The 18,485-nt window shown below is 51.6% G+C and carries 14 protein-coding genes; 13 read left to right on the plus strand and 1 reads right to left on the minus strand.

Annotation, left to right across the window (positions count from 1 at the left end; translation table 11 throughout):
* Positions 1 to 15 precede the first annotated feature (15 nt).
* The 7 genes from A3848_RS26275 to A3848_RS26305 all read left to right on the plus strand — a co-directional run bounded on the left by A3848_RS26275 (position 16) and on the right by A3848_RS26305 (position 12,015).
* Positions 16 to 888, plus strand: a complete 873-nt coding sequence (locus A3848_RS26275) for a baseplate J/gp47 family protein (protein ID WP_074087873.1) — start codon at positions 16 to 18, stop codon at positions 886 to 888.
* A complete protein-coding gene (locus A3848_RS26280) occupies positions 885 to 1,634 on the plus strand; it encodes a phage tail protein (RefSeq protein ID WP_074087875.1) in 750 nt (249 codons plus the stop codon). The genes A3848_RS26275 and A3848_RS26280 overlap by 4 nt, the downstream gene beginning before the upstream one ends.
* A gap of 27 nt (positions 1,635 to 1,661) precedes the next feature.
* Positions 1,662 to 4,514, plus strand: coding sequence for a tail fiber domain-containing protein (locus A3848_RS26285; RefSeq protein WP_074087877.1), 2,853 nt, complete (start codon positions 1,662 to 1,664; stop codon positions 4,512 to 4,514).
* A gap of 18 nt (positions 4,515 to 4,532) precedes the next feature.
* On the plus strand, positions 4,533 to 4,715 hold the full coding sequence (locus tag A3848_RS26290) for a hypothetical protein (protein WP_074087879.1): 183 nt from the start codon (positions 4,533 to 4,535) through the stop codon (positions 4,713 to 4,715).
* 37 nt (positions 4,716 to 4,752) lie between these two features.
* Positions 4,753 to 10,548, plus strand: a complete 5,796-nt coding sequence (locus A3848_RS26295; RefSeq protein WP_074087880.1) for a tail fiber domain-containing protein — start codon at positions 4,753 to 4,755, stop codon at positions 10,546 to 10,548.
* Between the two features lie 220 nt (positions 10,549 to 10,768).
* On the plus strand, positions 10,769 to 11,665 hold the full coding sequence (locus A3848_RS26300; protein WP_074087882.1) for an RCC1 domain-containing protein: 897 nt from the start codon (positions 10,769 to 10,771) through the stop codon (positions 11,663 to 11,665).
* A 104-nt stretch (positions 11,666 to 11,769) separates the two neighbouring features.
* Positions 11,770 to 12,015 carry a hypothetical protein gene (locus A3848_RS26305; protein WP_074087884.1) on the plus strand — a complete coding sequence of 82 codons (246 nt, stop codon included), beginning with the start codon at positions 11,770 to 11,772 and terminating at the stop codon, positions 12,013 to 12,015.
* Between the two features lie 87 nt (positions 12,016 to 12,102).
* Here A3848_RS26305 and A3848_RS26310 read toward each other — a convergent pair whose 3' ends face one another.
* On the minus strand, positions 12,103 to 12,930 hold the full coding sequence (locus A3848_RS26310) for an SDR family oxidoreductase (protein ID WP_074087886.1): 828 nt from the start codon (positions 12,928 to 12,930) through the stop codon (positions 12,103 to 12,105).
* 143 nt (positions 12,931 to 13,073) lie between these two features.
* Here A3848_RS26310 and A3848_RS26315 point away from each other — a divergent pair, with 143 nt between their 5' ends.
* From A3848_RS26315 to A3848_RS26340, 6 genes are all read left to right on the plus strand, one after another.
* Complete coding sequence (locus tag A3848_RS26315; protein WP_074087888.1) at positions 13,074 to 13,694, plus strand: TetR/AcrR family transcriptional regulator; 621 nt, start codon at positions 13,074 to 13,076, stop codon at positions 13,692 to 13,694.
* Positions 13,695 to 13,857: 163 nt separating this feature from the next.
* Positions 13,858 to 15,324, plus strand: coding sequence for a DHA2 family efflux MFS transporter permease subunit (locus A3848_RS26320; RefSeq protein WP_074087890.1), 1,467 nt, complete (start codon positions 13,858 to 13,860; stop codon positions 15,322 to 15,324).
* 283 nt (positions 15,325 to 15,607) lie between these two features.
* A complete protein-coding gene (locus tag A3848_RS26325) occupies positions 15,608 to 16,096 on the plus strand; it encodes a MarR family winged helix-turn-helix transcriptional regulator (RefSeq protein WP_074087891.1) in 489 nt (162 codons plus the stop codon).
* Positions 16,071 to 17,009 (plus strand): alpha/beta hydrolase, encoded by a 939-nt coding sequence (locus tag A3848_RS26330; RefSeq protein WP_074087893.1) that lies wholly within the window; start codon positions 16,071 to 16,073, stop codon positions 17,007 to 17,009. The genes A3848_RS26325 and A3848_RS26330 overlap by 26 nt, the downstream gene beginning before the upstream one ends.
* Positions 17,009 to 17,989: an amidohydrolase family protein gene (locus A3848_RS26335; protein WP_218619021.1), complete on the plus strand. Its 981-nt coding sequence runs from the start codon at positions 17,009 to 17,011 to the stop codon at positions 17,987 to 17,989. Before A3848_RS26330 ends, A3848_RS26335 begins: the two co-directional genes overlap by 1 nt.
* A gap of 91 nt (positions 17,990 to 18,080) precedes the next feature.
* Positions 18,081 to 18,341, plus strand: a complete 261-nt coding sequence (locus A3848_RS26340; protein WP_074087896.1) for a hypothetical protein — start codon at positions 18,081 to 18,083, stop codon at positions 18,339 to 18,341.
* Positions 18,342 to 18,485 lie beyond the last annotated feature (144 nt).

Raw genomic sequence — 18,485 nt, forward strand, 5'->3', positions numbered from 1 at the left:
AAAGGAGGAAGACTTATGCCGCTTCCAGTACCGAGTCTGGATGATCTGGGCTTTGACGAGCTTGTGGCGGATGCCAAAACGCTGATTCCGCTCTACGATCCGGACTGGACGAATTATAACCCCTCGGATCCCGGCATTACGCTGATTGAGCTGTTTGCATGGTTCAGTGAAATGGTTCTCTACCGGATTGACCAGGTGACAGAAGCAAGCCAGGTGCAGTTTCTCAAACTGCTGGGTGTAACCTTGACTGAGGAAGAAGAGCTGACAAGCGGGATACGGCGCGGGGTGAAGCAATTCTCAGAGTGCTATAGAGCAGTAACTTCGGCGGATTTTCAGCTTTTGGCGGAACAGGGCTTGCTGGAAATCCCAGGCATCCGGGAGACATATCCTGACCTAGCGGTGCGTATCCTCTGTCTGATCAATACGGACATGGAGAACGGCACTGGCGTGAACAAAGAGGCTTTCGGTCATGTCTCAGTGATCTTAGTTCTGCAGACAGCGAATCAGAAGGATCTGCTCAGAGAAATGACGGCAATGAAGCAGAGTGTCAAAGCCTATCTGGATGCCCGCAAGCTGCTGACCACCCGTGTCCATGTGGTAGAGCCCGATTACCGGGATGTTGCGATCGAAATGGTAGTTTCAGCCATGGACAAAAGCATCGGCAGCACGGTTACCGACAGCATTACCCGTTTTTTAGATCCGGTAAGCGGAGGAGAGGAAGGCCTGGGCTGGCTTCCGGGAAGAAAACTGTACGCCTCCGATTTGTATCATCTTGTAGAAGGCCTATCCGGAATCGATCATGTGACGAGTGTGACGCTGGACGCTCCTGACCTGCTGCCGTATCAATTATTTAAGCTGAAGGATCTGAAGGTTGAGGTGGAATCATGAGCAGTCACAACGATTACAGTTATGTGCAGTATCTTCCAAGAGTATTCCAGCAGAAAGCGGGGGAATCCGACGAGAAGTTTTTTCTGGGCCGGTTCCTGAAGGCCTTTGAAGCTATGCTCTCTGGTAAAACAGGCGCAGCAGGTCAAGAGTCACTTGGAATTGAAGCGCTGCTGGATAACTTGCATCAATATTTTGACCCGGGCAGGGCCCCCTCCCAGTTTCTTCCTTGGCTGGCAGGCTGGGTAGGCCTGGAGCTGGAAGAAGGGCTCGAATATGACGGAGAACAGGATAACCGGGAAAGAATGCTTTCCCCCCGGCAGATTTTGCCGCTTCCAGCCGCCCGCAGTACGGTCAACCGTAATTTGATCGGCAGCATTGTCCAGCTCTACAAAAAACGCGGAACCCTGGATGGGCTCGCGAAATATTTGCAGGTGTATGCGGGGGAAGAGGCTGCCATTCACATCAGTGATTTCGAAGAGCCTGTCCGCTGTGGCCAGTCGCAACGTGTGGGAATCAATACGATGGTTGGAGCGGCGGAGCCGAGCTATTTTTCTGTTCATGTCATCCTTCCCGCATACAGCCGGAGCCTTCTGCAGAACAAAGTGCAAATCCTGCAGGAGGTCATCCGGAAGGAAAAACCTTTTCACACCAATTCCAGCCTGAATATTGAAGTTCCGCACATGTGCCTGGGGGTATATGGACGCGTGGGAATGGAGACCTTGCTCGGGGGTATGACAGAGGAATAGAGAATAGAGAACGGAGGCAAGCGAATCATGGGAAAAGAATTTGCAAGAATGCGTTACTTTGACGGGCTCTTCCTGAATGCGGAGGATTATAGGCTGGACCAGGATTTCTACCTGCGTCTGCAGCGGCTGCATAACCGTTATCTGCATACCTGGGGCATTGTTTGCGGCCTGAAGGTGCTGCCTTTGCTGGATCAGGGCGAATACTTGAAGGTAAAGATTGCGGAAGGCCTGGCCTTGAATCAGGCAGTGATTAAGGGGACCACCCCCCAGAAGAATGAGAGCATCAGCCAGGAGATCCTTATTTATGAGGGGCATCCGGACAATCCGGTGGATCTTTCCGAGTATAACGCCAACGAAAGTATCTATATCTGGGTCAGTTATGAAGAGATGGAGACCGACCGCAATATCGAACGGGGCCAGGGAGAAAAGATTCATATCTGGGAGCGGGGACGGATCAGCCACGGCACCGCCAAACCTGATAGCTCTGAACATATTGTTCTGGCCCGGGTCGTCCCGCGCAAACAGGGAATTGAAACGGTAATCGACAGCGCTTGTATCTTTGACTACGACAGTGACGCTGCCCGCACGCCCCTTCGAACCTACGCAGGCGCAGCCGGTAAGAAGATGGTGACAGAGAAACTGATTATCAAAGCAAAAAGTGAAGACAGCATCGACAATATGCAATTAGATGAAGAAACGCTCGCTGCGATGCCATCAGTCTATACGCTGCAGGAAGGCAAGGTGCTGGAGGTCAACGCCCCGGATACCCGGTTTACAGGAAACCTCTTGGTTGCCGGTGACTTAACCCTCCAGGGAGAGCTCATTCTGCAGAGCAAGGATAAATCGCAAAGTGAAATGCGGATCATGAACAGCTTCGTTGAGGTTAACAGTCCTAATACAGATGATCCGAACTATGAATTTCCCGGCCCGCGGGACGGCGGACTTGAGGTCTACCGCGGCGATGGCGGCACTCATGACGCACGGATTGTCTGGGTAGAGGCGGATCAATGCTTCAAGGCCGGGATTGGCACGGATCTCAAAAAAATCGCTTATGGCAACGAGTGGGACAGTCTGATCAAGTATGAGTTCGCTGACTTGCTGCACAGACACAGCAAGCTCTCGTCGCCGGGCGGATCGTCGGTTGGCTTCAACAGCTCTGGCAAGCTGTACAGCGATGCTGATTTGGCGCTGAAGGACGGGACCACCTTATGGCTGAAAGGCACAAATCCGGACACCATTGACAGCTCGCATGGGCTGGGGTGGTTCGGAACCGGCAAGCCTTTTGCCGCTGCTGAGGTGGACGGGCCTGTATTATTCGGGAACAGCGGCGGTGTTCTGGGCACAAGAACGGCAAATAGTGACGGCTCCCGGACAGACAAGACGGTACTTTCCTGGAACAAGACCGGGTATGTCGGGATCGGCCCCCGCAAAGCTTTGGAGGATTCGCTGGATGTCGATGGCAGCCTGCGGATTCTTAGCGGTAAAAATCCGGTCCGGTTCACTTCCGTATGGTCAGGCTTCCCCGATAATCAAATGAATGGCGCAGAGATCAGCAATGACATCACCGATCACAAAGCATTGATGATTGTGGGCAACCAGTCCGCCGGGCAGGGGAGAAAGGTTGCGATCTGGGACCGCCTCGATGTGAACGGATTTCTGTATGTGAACGGTAAAATGCAGGCATCACAAGAAATCATTCCAAGTGCAGGGAAAGGTGAGCACAACGGCATCATTTTCCCGGCCAACCCGGGAGGCGGCGGTTCGGACCTTGCCTGGATCAAATACTATCCGCGCACAGGCGAGGATTGCACGCTGGAAATCGGCACCTCGAATGATGCCAATGATCACATCTCACTGAATGCTTCCGGGAATGTCGGAATCGGTACGCTGACCCCGTCGGACAAGATGGATGTCGCCGGGGAACTGCGTGTCCTGAGCGGCAAGAATCCGATCCGGTTCACATCAGCCTGGTCAGGATTTCCGGACCAGGCCCGGAACCAGGCGGAGATCAGCAATGACACCACAACCTACAAATCCTTGATGCTTGTGGGCAATTCCTCCTCTCCGGACGGCAAACGGAAGGTTTCGGTCTGGGACCAGCTGGATGTGAACGGATTTCTGCAGGTGAACGGCGGTGCCCGCATAACGGGAGATCTGCAGATTACAGGCAGCATCAAGACAGATGTGTTCAACTTTGACGGCAGATTCAAAAAGCTGGATGTCGCTGATAATTTTGCAGCCTATGTACGTTGTGCCGATTTCTATATCGGCTACTCGGGCCGCCGCGGAACACCCGGCAGAGCCTTAGTCGATAACGGAAGCCATCTGGTGCTTAATTACGGCAACGACTGGTCTTATGCTTCCGTACACAGCAGTCTTGAAGTGAAGAATGCGCTGAATCCCAGCGCGGGCAGCGGAAATAACGGCATTATCTTCCCTTCTGATCCCGGCGGGGGCAGCGGTGATTCAGCCTGGATCAAATTCTATCCGACCAGCGGGGAGAACTGTGTACTGGATATCGGTGTATCCAATGATGCCGGGGACCGCATCTATCTGCATGCCAGCGGCGGCGTTTATGCGAACGGCAGTATGTACTGGTGGTCCTCGCGCGAGCTCAAGGACAACATCGCCGATATTCCTGTCAAAGAAGCAAAGCAGCTGCTCGACGGGCTGAACCCGGTTTCTTTTAAGTACAAAGGAAGTACGAAGGAAAGAACCCTTGGTTTTATCGCTGAAGAGGTGCCAGCAGTTCTGGCGGACCCTGATCAGCGGGCAATCAGCGGGATGGATATCATCGCTGTTCTGACCAGTGTGATGAAAGACCAGCAGAAGGCTATCGCAAGAATGCAAAAACAAATCGCAACCCTGCAGGGTGCGTAAAAATTGGAGGATAAAAAGATGAAGGAACAACTGGAAGCACGCATGAACGAATTGAAGGCAGAACTCGAATCCGGCCGGCAGATGCTGCAGGAGCTGGACGAGAAACGCAGTAATCTGGGCTATGCCATGACACGGATCAGCGGGGCCATTCAGGTACTGGAGGAGCTGGCTGCGGGGGAAGAAGAGTCCGTTCAAGCCTGAACAAGCTGTAACTATGAAAGCCGGGAGGAGTGGGATTGTGCCAAAGGATATGAAACGCATGAATTATTTCAACGGGCTGCTGCTAAAAGAAGAGGACTTAACACTGGATCAGAAATATCATAAGCGCGCACGCGGGCTGCATAACCGTTATTTTCATAATTGGGGAGTCGTAACCGGACTGAAGGTTAATCCAAAAGAGTTGACCAAAGTAGAAATTGATCCGGGGCTTGCCTTGAACCGAGTTACGGACCCGGACAACAATGAAGAGATCAGCCAGGAGATTCTGGTCAGTGACACCCATCCGGCGAGGGTTCTGGATCTGTCCGGATACAGCACCTCGGATCAGATCTATATTTCAGTCAGCTATAAGGAAGAGCTGGCAGACCCTGATCTGCTTAAGGGGGGCGGGAATAAAATTCATGTGTGGGAGATCGCGGATATCAAAGCCAGCTCCCTGAAGCCTGAGGATGTGCGCAAGGACATTCTGTTGGCCCGTGTAACCCTGAAGCATAATCAGGACGGAGCGCTTAGCATCGACCGGATATATGAGACTGACGTGGATGGAACGCTGCTTGTGACCAGAGCCGTGGGCGGCGAAACGCTGAAGGCTAACAAAATTATTCTCGGTTCGAAGGAAGATCCCGACCAGCCCTTCTTGAGCAACTCTGTGAAAGAGGATGGTAAAGAGGGAAATAAGCTTAATGTTCATGCAGGCCTGACCGAATTTACGGGCAATCTGAGAACCGGTGCGATTAGTACCTACGGGACTCTGGATGTAAACGGCGAGCTTATTGTCACTGCCGGCAGTGAGCAGGTGTTCAAGGTCAATGATTCCGGGGACGTGGATATGACGGGCTCCGTTGCCGTAGCAGGACCTTTGTCCGCAAAAAGCGGGATCGAAGTCAGCGGAGGCATGGCTGTACTGGATGTATCTCAGGTTATGGTTGGCGGAAATATGGTTACGATCAACAAAAATGCCAGTGCGGAAAATAGCAGCGGCATTGAAATCATCCGCAAGGACCAGCCCAGTGCCAAGCTGCTGTGGGATGAAAAAAGCAACGGGTGGATGATAGGGACTGCTGAGAAAGAGGGTGACCCGGCCAGCGGCATGTTCCATGTAGCCTATGGCCACGAGTGGGAGCAGCTGCATGGGGGCGCGATAGCGGATAGCCTGCATACCCACAGTCAGCTGCATTCGGCAGACGGAAAGCCGGCTCTCCGTACCGACACAGCGGGAAATATCCAGATTGACCAGACATTGACGGTGTCCGGAAGTCTGGTGTCCAAGCGGGACGGCTTGGAAGTCTTCCGGGGAGAAACGCTGCCCAATGCCAAGATTGCCTGGAATGAGAAGGCCAAATCCTGGCAGATCGGTACGGTTAACGGGGATATGTCCAACATTCCTGACGGGAAGCAGTGGGATGAGCTGACCGGTGGCAGTAATGCGGATGCTCTGCATACCCACCGACAATTTCATAATGAAGACAAGACCCTGCTGGCTCTGGAAATTGGTGCGGACGGGAATGTGAATATCCCTCATGAGCTGATGGTCGGTGAGACACTTACGGTCAATAAGCTGATTGTCAGAGAAGAAGAGATCGTCATCAAAAAAGTAGAACAAGAGGTGACGGACAGCTTCCTGACCGTAAACAAGGCGGAGACTGACGCGGCACTCAGCAGCAAGGGTGGTCTGGACGTGTACCGGGGCAGCCACAATCCGAAGGCCCGGATGGAATGGAATGAGACAGACCGCAAATGGAAAATCGGAATTGAAGGCAGTATGTCTGACATTCCGTATGGAACCCAATGGGATTCCTTGACAAACGGTTCAGTGGCCGACACCGCTCATAAGCACAGCTCCCTAAGCACCCCTTCAGGCGGAACCGTACTGTCTGCCGACGAGCAGGGGAAGCTGTCAGCTTCAGGGAATATAGAGATTGCCGGAACCCTGAAGGGCAAAGGCAATGCGGATCTGAATGCCGATCTGAAAGTAGGCGGTTCTGCTACTATCGAAGGCAACCTTACGGTAAAAGGTAAAACCACCTATGTCAATAAAGAAGATATGGTTGTCGTCAGCAACCGGATTGAACTGAACAAGTTCGAAGGCAACAGCTCCGCCTTGAAGCAGAGCAGCATTGAAGTCTACCGGGGCAAGCTGAATCCGAGTGCCAAGCTGGTCTGGAGCGAGACGGACGGCAGATGGAAGCTGGGGCTCGGAGATGAGCTATCCAATATTGCCTACGGCAGCAATTGGGATGCACTGACCGGAGGAGTGAGCTCGGATGCGGACGGTCTGCATCGTCACAATTCGCTGAGTGACAGTAAGGGGAAGACTGTCATCCAGGCAACCGCTGAAGGCAATATTGAGATTGCAAACAGTGCGGAGGTACAGGGAACCCTTACTGTCAACAATGGCGCGGATATCAGCGGCGGACTGGCCGTGGAGGGCTTGCTGAAGGTAGACGGCAACCTGATTGTCAAAGGTACCACGACGACCGTTAAGCGCGACGATCTCGTCGTTACCAATAATGTGATCGAGATTAACAAGTTCGAAGGCGAAAAGCCACCCGCGAACGAGAGTGGTATTGAGGTTTACAGGGGTGAATCACAGCCCGCCGCTAGAATGATCTGGAATGAGAGTGAACGGAAATGGAAGGTGGGCATCGGCGCTGCGCTGGAAAATATCGCAAGCGGCAGCTCCTGGGACAAGCTGACACAAATGGTTAGTGCGGACTCCTTGCATATCCACAGCCAGCTGTATAATCCGCAGACCGATATTCTGGCGCTTAGCGCCAGTGCCGAGGGTGATGTGGATGTTCATCATGACCTGACAGTCGGCAGCAATCTTACCGTGGCCGGTGATCTGGAGGTCCGGGGGAAATCTGCCAGTATTCATACGGATGAACTGGAAATCGGAAGTCCATGGATCACGATCAATCAAGAGGGTGATCATGTCTCTTCCCTTTCCGGCGGAGGATTGGAGATTTATCGCGGTCTGAATGCGCCGGCAGCCTCCATCTCATGGAACGAGGATAAGGATCAGTGGCAGCTTGCAACCCCTACGGAATCCGCCGCATTGGTTGTAGATACATCCGGCAATGTCAATGCAACCGGGGGGCTGAAGGCGGTGAACGCCAATATCCTTGGTGCGGTTACCGCAGCCAGTGCTGCTATTGCCGGAACGGTAACCGTCGGTGATGGGCTTGAAGTTCTCCAGGGAACGGAGACCAGTGCACAGATCAAATGGGCGAAGGACCGCTGGAAGCTGGGGACCGCCGGCAAGACCGTACTCAGTCTGACACGCAGCGGGAAAATGGGTGTGGGCACGGATAATCCCACCGAGGTGTTGGATGTAGCCGGGAAGGCGATCTTCCGGACGGAGGCGGAAATTGCCGGAGCAGCAACTTTTTCAGGCAAGGTCACTGCAACAAATGAAGCGGTCTTCGAAGGAGATACTTCATTTAACAAGGCACTGAGTGCTGTAAATGTTGCAGTAAGCAAGAATGCAATTGTAGCTGGCAGTGTTGTGGCAGGTGGATTTGAAGCCCCGCGCGGGCTGGACAGCAACGGTAAAGCCCTGCCGAATGCGCGGATCGTCTGGAATAACGTCCAGAAGGCCTGGTTCTATGGCGACGGAGATACGCTATCGGAATTTGGAACAGGCAAAGGCGGCCAGAACAAGCTCTATAACGCGCTTGGAGATACGATTGCCTTGTTTGCCGATTCCGAAGGCAAGGTAGGGATAGGTACCAACACCCCGCTATCACTGCTGGATGTGAAGATCAAGGGCGGGAATACAGCTTTCAGTGTAACCGGAACCGGGAATGTCGGCATCGGGACCTATGCTCCCAAAGTGAAGCTTGATGTACAAGGCGACACATCAGTTACAGGAAACCTTACGACTACAGGAACTGTTACTGCGGCTAATGCGGTCATCTCTAAGGATTTAACTGTAACCGGCAATCTAACCGTGAACGGTGATACGATAACCCTCAACGCCGCTACGCTGGAAGTGGAAGACAATATCATCAGGGTCAACAAATATACACCACAGGCAACCCCGATTGTGGCAAATGCCGGGCTGGAAGTATTCCGCGGCGGGACTGCACTTCCTGCCCAGCTTCTGTGGGATGAAACCGCTGATCAGTGGCTGGCTGGTCTCTCCAATTCGCTGAAGGCGGTTGAATTCAAAGGCCATACTCATCCGGAGTTTGCCGAATTATCCGGCGCATTTACGGTGGAGTCCGGGAATATCGGGATCGGCACGGCGACACCAGCCGCCAAGCTGGATGTCAATGGCAATGTGGCTGTCTCCGGTAAGCTGAACGCTGCAGACGTTGCTGTTAGTGGTATATTAACTGCCAAAGATGTTGCGCTAACCGGTACGGCAGCCTTAAAAGACGCAACGGTAAGCGGTGTACTTACTGCAAAGGATGCCGTACTCAGTGGTTCATTGACGACTAAGGATGCGGAGGTTAGCGGCAAGCTGAGCGTTAAGGATGTTACCCTCAACGGTAGCCTTACGCTCAGCCAGGGCATCGAAGTGAACAGGGGAACAGATCCGAAAGCGCAGATTCTCTGGGACGAGTCCACGGATGCCTGGCAGGTGGGCGTAGCTGGCAGTCTGAAACAGCTTGCGTACAGCGGCCATACCCACCAGGAGCTGACAGATTTGACCGCAGTTCTGAAGATTGCCTCCGGGAATCTCGGGATTGGCACTGCATCGCCAGCCGCCAAGCTGGATGTGAACGGCAATGCGGCTGTCTCTGGCAAGTTGACCGTCGCCGACATCGGCGTCAGCGGTACATTAACCGCTAAGGACGCTACAGTGAGCGGCATATTCACAACCGCCAATGCCTCGGTCACCGGTAATCTGTCTGCCAAGGATGCATCCATCAGCGGCAGCCTTACGCTTACCCAGGGCATTGAAGTAGGCCGAGGTACAGACGCGAAAGCCCAGATTCTATGGAACGAGGCTCTGGACGAATGGCAGGCGGGCACGGCCGGGAGCATGAAACAGCTCTCGTACAGCGGCCATACGCACCAAGAGCTTACAGATCTGGCTGGAGTGCTGAAGATTGCTTCCGGAAATGTCGGAATCGGCACCGCAGCACCAACTGCCAAGCTGGACGTAACCGGCAATGTGGCAGTATCCGGTAAGCTCTTGGCAGCCGACGCCGAACTAAGCGGGAAGCTTATTGCGAAGGAGGCTTCGCTAACCGGTCTTCTGAAGGTGAAGGAGGCTGAGATCAGCGGCAGTCTGGCGGTTAGCCAAGGCATCGAGGTGAACCGGGGGACGGATAAGAAAGCCCGGATTTTCTGGGATGCGTCCAATAATGTATGGCAGGCTGGAATGGAAGACAATATGCAGACCCTCGTCTGCAAAGATGCCGTCTATGACGAGCTCATCCAGTTGGCCGATGTGGTAACCGTTGACTCCAAAAGCAATATAGGGATCGGCAAAATCCCAACTGATGATTACAAGCTGGACGTGAACGGCAACCTGCGGGCGACCAATTTTGCACAAACCTCTTCCAGAACCTTCAAGGAGAACATCACCAGTCTTCCGGTGAAAAAAGCTATGGAGCTGTTGAACAAACTGAAGCCCGTTACCTTCAACTACAAAGCAGAAAATGCCAAGCAACAGAACATCGGCTTCATCGCCGAAGATGTACCGCAGATCTTCTCAACTGCTGATCATAAGTCGGTTGTTCTGATGGATATCATCGGTGTACTGACTACTGTTGTACAGAAGCAGCAAAAAGATGCCCAAGACATGCGGAAGCAGGTGAATGAACTTCAGATTCAGGTGGCAGCCCTCGCTGGTGCGTAACCCGATAGACACTTCTAAGAATTAGATTAAGCAGCTCCTTCAGCCATAGTGCTGTGGGGCTGCTTTGTTTTTTCATGAGTATGGTCATTCAGGCTATGAAAACAGGCAAATGATTTGAAAGTTTGATAACATATATGCGTAGCTACGGAGTGAAAAGTGTGATGAATTGGGCACACACAGGGTAAATGGGAAATAGGTGTTGTTTTCAAGGAGGTAAGACATGGAGTACATTTCTCCGAAAGAAGCGGGAGAACAGGGGGAACGCTGGCCTAAAGGTGTCATTGCGGCGGGTCATCGTCATACCGCCCTGCTTAAATCTGACGGTACGGTGATGGCTGCGGGAGATAATAAAGTTGGCCAATGTGACGTGAGCGGCTGGCGCGATATTGTGGCAGTTGCGGCTGGGAATGTTCATATGGCGACGAATACGGGTAATGCTCACACCATTGGTCTTAAATCTGACAGAACTGTGGTAGCTGTGGGTTGGAACAAGCACGACCAATGCAATGTAAGCGATTGGGGCGATATTGTAGCGGTTGCGGCGGGTTGGCGTCGTACCATTGGGCTTAGATCGGATGGCACGGTGGTAGCAGTAGGCCGAAATCATGAAGGCGAATGCAATGTAAGCAGCTGGAATGATATGGTGGCGGTCGCGGCGGGGGACTGGCATACTATCGCTCTTAAAAGGGACGGCACGGTGACGGCTACGGGCAATAGCCGGTATCGGCAATGCAATGTAAGCGGCTGGTGCGATATGGTTGCGGTTGCGGCGGGTTATCTTCATACCATCGGTCTTCGATCGGACGGTACGGTGACGGCTGTGGGTTTGAATAAACATGACCAATGCGATGTAAGCAGCTGGAGCGGTATTGTGGCGATAGCGGCGGGAAGTAATCATACCGTGGGCCTCAGATCAGACGGTACGGCGATGGCTGTGGGCTCCAATGAGTATGGTCAATGTAATGTAAGTGATTGGCGCGATATAGTGGCGATTGCGGCAGGTTGTGCCCATACCGCCGGGCTTAAATCAGACGGCACAGTAGTTGCGGCGGGTAATAATGAATATGGCCAATGCGAGGTAAGCGGCTGGCGCGGCCTCCAACTACCCGGCAATTAGTTTTGCAGTCTGTTTTCTCATGAGCTAGTCAGTCTCTGGAGTGTGAATTCGCAGAATAAAAGTGTAAAATGGTCAGTAGATGAACACCGCAGGAGGAACAAGGGATGTCAAAAGAGTATTCGCGCACATATATTGAGAGTGTAAAGCTGGAATTGCTGAGTAGGCTTGGCCTGAAGCAGGTATACTATAAGGGACAGGCAGGCGATGATCTTCTTTATGAAGCCACGGGCTTTGACAAAAAGACACAGCATAAATTCTGCGTCAGAACCAAAACCGGGACCATCGACGAGTTCGTTGCCGGGAAATGGATGAAGGTCCGCAGCTTTGAGATTAAGAGCAAGCAACAATAGAAGAGAGTTAAGGCATTTGCACACTCCGATAAAATAAAACAAGCCGCCAAACCCTGATCATGGGCTGGCGGCTTGTTTTGCTGCATTTTACATAGAGAAGTCATTGCCAAGATACACATTCGGCGCAGTCAGATACAGTTCACGGACCACTACGTTCTGCGGCTGCTGCAACGCGTAGACTACGGCGCTCGCGATATCATCACCACTCAAAAAAGTCTGTCCCATCGCCCCGCGAATCCGGGCAATCAGCTCTTCCGGCAGATGGTCTCCCTGGTTGAACTCCACCTCCATCCCCAGCTTGCGGGCAAGCTCCACGACCGTCTCAGGTTCCAGGTTGCGGCCAAAGTTCGTCGCCACAGCACCGGGGAGAATGGTTGTTACCTGAATGGGTTCTTTGGCCAGTTCATGTGTCAGTGCTTGTCCGATGGCATTCACCATATGTTTGGTGGCACTGTAGAAATCCCTACCAGGTTCGTAGGCGTTGCCTGAAGAGATATTAATAATATGTCCTGGCCCACTGCCTTCATTGAGACGCATTTCATGAACCGCTGCCTGTGACCCGGCAAGAAGCGCGACGATATTGACATCGATCATCTCCCGCCAGTCGTCTACCTGTGTATCCACAATATTGCCATGAATATGCAGGCCCGCATTGTTGACCATAATATCCAAATGACCGGTCTGCTCGCGGGCCTGATGAATAAAGCCCTGAAGCTTGCCGGTATCGCGGAGATCAAACGCACTATACGTCGCCTGACCGCCAGACTGTTCGATTTGCGATTTCAAGTCCTCAAGCTGCTCTTGGCTTCTTCCGGTGATGAAGACATGTACACCTTCTGCTGCAAGCTGGCTCGCAATGGCGCGGCCAATGCCGCTGGATGCTCCTGTAATGACGGCTGTTTTATGGTTTAACATGAATTTTTCCTCCTTCAAATAATGAACATTGTGTTGATTTATGAACCCTGTGTTTATTATAATCAGAGTAAAATACACTTACAATCGTCACTATTTCGAATAGTGTTCATTAAGGCTAACAGGAATGAATGGAGGAGACTCTCATGGAAAAAGCCGCTGATCTGCGTGTAATCCGAACGAGAAAACTGATTGATGAAGCTTTCCTCTCACTAGTGGAGGAGAAAGGGCTGGCAGGCGTGAATGTAAGGAGTCTGACCGCCAAGGCGGGTATTAACCGGGGGACCTTCTATCTGCATTATCAGGATATTTATGACCTGATGGACAAAATAGAGGATCAGATTATAGAAGAGATGGATCGCCTTCCTGTCCGAAGTGAACCTGAACAACTGCTCACCAGCGGGTATGTAGAAGAACCTTTTCCATCGATTGTGGAGTTTATCCGGTTTATGAATGAGCAGCACCGTTTTTTTGCAATTTTTTTCGCCCAGGATGGAACGGCATTTGGCAAAAGATTAAAAGCACTCATCCGCAGCCGCATGTATGAAAAACTCCCCCGGCAGGTCTTGAGTTCGGATGCGCTCTCTGTACCTGACGAATATATCGTCGCTTATTTCAGCTCAGCACATTTTGGGGTGATCCGGCACTGGTTTGAAACAGGAAGAATATTACCCCCGGAGCAAGTGGCCTTGATCTTAACCCGTCTGGTCCGTGATGGTCCGCTGATGACTGCCTTTAACCGCAAGCCGGAGCAGCAGCTTAAGTGATTGGTCCTCGAAAAAAGGAAAGATAGCCATCGCTAATCGTCACTATTCTAGAGAGTGTCTGATAACAGACAGTTTGTCAGGCATTGTACTTTGTCTTTTGGGCTGAACGGCAGTACACTGATTCCACGACGTCGTGCTACTATTATCTAGAGGATGAGTGGAGATGAGTGTAGACAACATACAAGTCCATATAAAAAAGGGCCCGCTGCTGTTTGTTATGATTCTGGGCGCGTTTATTGCAGTGCTGAATCAGACAATTATGAGTGTGGCCACCCCTGAGCTGATGGGGGATTTTCAGATTTCGGCGGCTACCGCTCAGTGGCTGACCACCGGATATATGCTGGTTAACGGGGTATTTATTCCTGTTACTGCTTATTTTATGCAGCGTTTCACAACACGCGAGCTGTTCCTGTCGGCAATGCTGATTTTCCTTGCGGGTTCGATTCTCTCCGGAGCGGCTCCGAGTTTCGAACTGCTGCTGACAGGACGTCTGGTTCAGGCTGCCGGAGCAGGGATTATAATGCCCCTGCTGATGAATGTCGTACTCGCGGTATATCCTGTCGAGAAGCGCGGAGGAGCGATGGGGATGATCGGATTTGCCATCATCTTTGCTCCTGCAATCGGGCCAACCTATGCTGGCTACATGCTGGATCACTATTCCTGGCGATCGCTTTTCTATATCATTATTCCTTTTGCCCTTATGGTGGTGGTTCTCGCCTGGTTCTACCTAAAGAACGTGACGGAGCGGAGCTATCCCAAACTGGATGTATGGGGGCTGATTTTATCAACCCTAGGCTTCGGAACATTATTGTACAGTTTCAGCAGAGCGGGAAGTATCGGATGGTCAAGTACCGAAGTGCATTCTACGCTTGCTGCAGGCGTGGGGCTGCTAATCCTATTCTCTTGGCGACAGCTCACCGGAAGCAATCCGTTACTGGAGTTAAAAGCATTCAAATATAGCATGTTCACGTTAACGACCCTGATTAATGTGGCGGTAGCCGTGGTCATGTATGCGGATATGATGCTGCTGCCGTTGTACCTGCAGAATATGAGAGGCTATTCCGCTCTCGACTCAGGGCTGCTTATGCTTCCAGGTGCGCTGCTGATGGGTGTGATGATGCCGCTCGCCGGGAGATTGTTTGACCGCTTTGGCGCCAAATGGCTATCCATTATCGGGATTACTATAACAATTCTAACTACATTCGGCTTCATCCACCTTACTGATTCTACGGGGTACGCATATCTTCTGCTGATGTCAACCGGGAGACGGCTCGGTATGGCGCTATTCCTTATGCCGGTCACAACCGCAGGGCTGAACCAGCTTCCGGAATCCATGAATGCACACGGTACCGCAATCGCGAATACCGTGAAGCAGGTAGCCGGTGCGATCGGAACGTCACTGCTGGTCACGATTTTAACGAATCGTACCCAATTTCATTTGGCGGATATGACAGCTTCTGGAGCTTCGGGCGAGCCCAAGCATATGCTGCTGCAGGCTTCCATTTCCGGGATGAACGATGCCTACCTCGCTGTTATTGTGTTTGGAGGGATCGGACTGATTCTTTCATTCTTTATCAAGCGGACGGGCGGCGTGGATACAGGGGAGCAGGAGCTAGTTCCGGTGCGGTAACTCTGATTAGCAGAAAAACATATAGGATTTCATAAAAAAGCAACCCCGTGAACCTGAACGGAGTTGCTTTTTTTATGAAATAGAAGAATTTATATGCTTCGCGCTATAAATTTCCTTCTATTTCTCGCTAAAACGATACCGTCCTTTTAAAGGACAGCGAAGCTGTGTCTGCTTGTCACCTGCCGTAGATAAGTCAATTTGGGGGAATATTCAATAATAGGTTGACTGGGTCAACTTATAGCGGTATAACATAGTTGACTAGATCAACCATGGAGGCGGTAAAATGGAGTTTTTAACTCTGGCAAGAAATGTAGGTATACTCCACAGACAAACTCAGGCGTACATAACGGCGGTTTCCAGTCCTATGGGTATTAGCTTCTCTGAGTGCATTCTTCTGATGAACATTTACGGCAATGAGGGGATCAATCAGGAAAAGTTGTCCACCTTGTTGTTTATTGATAAGGCGGCTACGACGAGGTCGATCCAATCTCTTGAGAAGAAGGGAGTGATCAGGCGGGTAACGGGAAGGGAGGACAAAAGAGCCAAGAAACTCTTTGTTACGGGTAAAGGAAGAGAATATCAAGCTTATATCTTCAAGTGTTTGGAAGCGTGGGAAAAGGTTACGACCGAGGGAATGGATGAAGCGGTAAAGGATCAGGTTTTCAAAGGGCTGCAGATGATGGCAGAGCAATCCATGCGGACAGACCTAAGTGAATGTTCAGAATTCAAGGAAGAAGGCCATAAGGATGCCATTGAACCCGAAGTTGAGTAAATTGCTGGAGACTGATTTTGCCCAAATCTATGCGCTACCGCTGGAGCAGCAGAGAGATTGGTACGACCATAGCTGGGACGATTGCAAAGGGAGTCTAGTAGAGGTTGGCAATGTACAAGATATTACCGTCACCACTTCTATCAGAGATACCCGGATTCGAGTTTATTCTCCCAAAGGCGATGGCCCTTATCCAGCATTCATTTGGATTCATGGCGGCGGTTTTGTGTTTGGAAATATTGAGGTGTATGACCCGATATGCTGCAGGATAACAGCTGCTGTGAAGTGTACGGTGATTTCCATCGAATACGGCTTGGCGCCGGAGCATAAGTTTCCCCAGCCAGTGGAAGAGTGCTATCAGACAGTACATTGGATATTCGAGCATGCGGAACGCTTGAACATTCTCGCTAGCCAGATCGCGGTTGGAGGCGACAGTGTCGGCGGGACCCTGGCGGCAGTCATTTGCCAGCTATCCCGGGATTCAGGAGAATTCAAGCTTGTGTATCAGGTCATCATCAACGCCATGCTGGATTTACTGGGTGCCACAGAGCCAAAATCACGCGTGGAGAATGTCGAAGGTTATAGACTGACCACCAAAGGCATCAAATGGTTTGTGTCCCAGTACTTGAATGAAGCAAGCGAAGCACGGGATCCCCTGGCTTCACCGTTGCTTGCTGAATATTTTGGAGAGCTTCCTGCCGCTTGTATAATTACCTCGGAATATGATCCGCTGAGAGATGAAGGGGAGATGTATGCGCGGCGCCTGAATGCGGCAGGGGTTGAGGTGTGCTTGAAAAGATACGATGGCGTTATTCATGGTTTCTTCAACATGCAGGAGACTTTGGAAGAAGCGCAGAATGCCCTGGCGCTGGTATGTGCGAAGCTGACGGAAGTATTCGGGAAGGAGTTGCAATGATGTTTGAACTTAAGGAATTACGTGCAGGGAAAATCGATCTTCACAGTCATTACCTGCCGCCGGGATACAGGGAAGCACTGCTGAAATACGCTGAACCCAATCCCGATGGGTTTCCAACTCCCGCATGGAGTGCGGAGCTTCATTTGGAGGCGATGGAGCATTTAGGGATTGCGACCTCACTGTTGTCTCTGTCTTCTCCCCATATTCATTTGGGGGACAGAAATGCTGCCAAAGAATTGGCCCGAAGCGTGAATGAGTACGGTGCGGACCTTGTGCGGAAATATCCCGGGAAGTTTCGCTTGCTGGCCTCATTGCCTGTGCCGGAGACTTGTGATTCAATTGCGGAGATTAAATACGCACTGGAAGCCCTGCACGTTGACGGATTTACACTGCCTACCAATGTTCTGGGGGTATATCTGGGCAATCCCTGCTTGAATGATATTTTTGCAGAGCTGAACATGCGAAAAGCCATTGTCGCCCTTCATCCCAATAGACCCGCTCTTGTTCCAGAGCATGTTCTGGAAGGATTGCCTGCTCCAATGATGGAGTTTTTCTTCGATACAACCCGCACGGTCATGAACCTTATCTTAACCGGAACCTTAAGCCGCTTCCCCGGCATTACCTTTATTGTCCCGCATGCTGGCGCGTTTCTGCCGATACTTGCCGACCGGATCGCACCAGCCCTGCATATGATGCCTTCGATATTTGGAGAGCACATGGGGGATGCTGGGGTGGATATATATGCCTCTCTAAAAGGACTGTATTATGATCTGGCCGGAGGGTGCCTGCCCAGACAACTGGGTAACCTGCTGCAATTGGTTGGCACGGACCATCTCTTATACGGCAGCGACTACCCGTACACCCCTGATCTCGCCTGCAAATTTTTAGCGGATGACCTGGACAGCACGGACTTGCTGACGGACGAAGCGCGCGGTCAGATCTATTGCGCGAATGCGCTGCGTTTGTTTCCAGGGCTGTAACCGGTTTCCTCCGAGATTCCGGCCGGATTTGCATGAACCCCGCTTTGATCATAGGATCAAGGCGTTTTTTTATTGTATAGGAAATTATACAATGCAAAAAAATGTGGATGCTGGAATGATTGTTTTTTGGAGTGTGGCGGTTCTTCTGCTTCTGCTTGTGATCCTTCGGCAATACCTGCGTTTGCGGGAGCATTTCCCAGCTCGACTATATCCATACCAAGCTGACGGACATTATGGACCGGGGATCCATGAAAGGCTGTTTTTGTTCAGTAATGATCCTCATGTGCAAATGCTGCTTACCGATCTGAACCGTCTGCTGGACGTCAACAACAGGAGAACGGACTGGCGCTGACCATCACCTTACGGTTGACAGAACAGATGAACTGCACTATCACCTTGCGCAGCGAACCTCATGTCAAAACGGCATTTACACTTTCTTTTCGCAGGCAGACCTGCTGAATGCTCTTATTGGTCCGGCGGCTTCGCCAGGGCTTAT

The organism is Paenibacillus sp. P32E, from assembly GCF_001909085.1.
Classification (GTDB): domain Bacteria; phylum Bacillota; class Bacilli; order Paenibacillales; family Paenibacillaceae; genus Paenibacillus_AQ; species Paenibacillus_AQ helianthi.

Coding starts and splice junctions, on each gene's coding strand:
- A3848_RS26275 (WP_074087873.1), top strand. CDS start 16: ATGCCGCTTCCAGTACCGAGTCTGGATGATCTGGGCTTTGACGAGCTT.
- A3848_RS26280 (WP_074087875.1), top strand. CDS start 885: ATGAGCAGTCACAACGATTACAGTTATGTGCAGTATCTTCCAAGAGTA.
- A3848_RS26285 (WP_074087877.1), top strand. CDS start 1,662: ATGGGAAAAGAATTTGCAAGAATGCGTTACTTTGACGGGCTCTTCCTG.
- A3848_RS26290 (WP_074087879.1), top strand. CDS start 4,533: ATGAAGGAACAACTGGAAGCACGCATGAACGAATTGAAGGCAGAACTC.
- A3848_RS26300 (WP_074087882.1), top strand. CDS start 10,769: ATGGAGTACATTTCTCCGAAAGAAGCGGGAGAACAGGGGGAACGCTGG.
- A3848_RS26305 (WP_074087884.1), top strand. CDS start 11,770: ATGTCAAAAGAGTATTCGCGCACATATATTGAGAGTGTAAAGCTGGAA.
- A3848_RS26310 (WP_074087886.1), bottom strand. CDS start 12,930: ATGTTAAACCATAAAACAGCCGTCATTACAGGAGCATCCAGCGGCATT.
- A3848_RS26315 (WP_074087888.1), top strand. CDS start 13,074: ATGGAAAAAGCCGCTGATCTGCGTGTAATCCGAACGAGAAAACTGATT.
- A3848_RS26320 (WP_074087890.1), top strand. CDS start 13,858: ATGAGTGTAGACAACATACAAGTCCATATAAAAAAGGGCCCGCTGCTG.
- A3848_RS26325 (WP_074087891.1), top strand. CDS start 15,608: ATGGAGTTTTTAACTCTGGCAAGAAATGTAGGTATACTCCACAGACAA.
- A3848_RS26330 (WP_074087893.1), top strand. CDS start 16,071: ATGCCATTGAACCCGAAGTTGAGTAAATTGCTGGAGACTGATTTTGCC.
- A3848_RS26335 (WP_218619021.1), top strand. CDS start 17,009: ATGTTTGAACTTAAGGAATTACGTGCAGGGAAAATCGATCTTCACAGT.
- A3848_RS26340 (WP_074087896.1), top strand. CDS start 18,081: ATGCAAAAAAATGTGGATGCTGGAATGATTGTTTTTTGGAGTGTGGCG.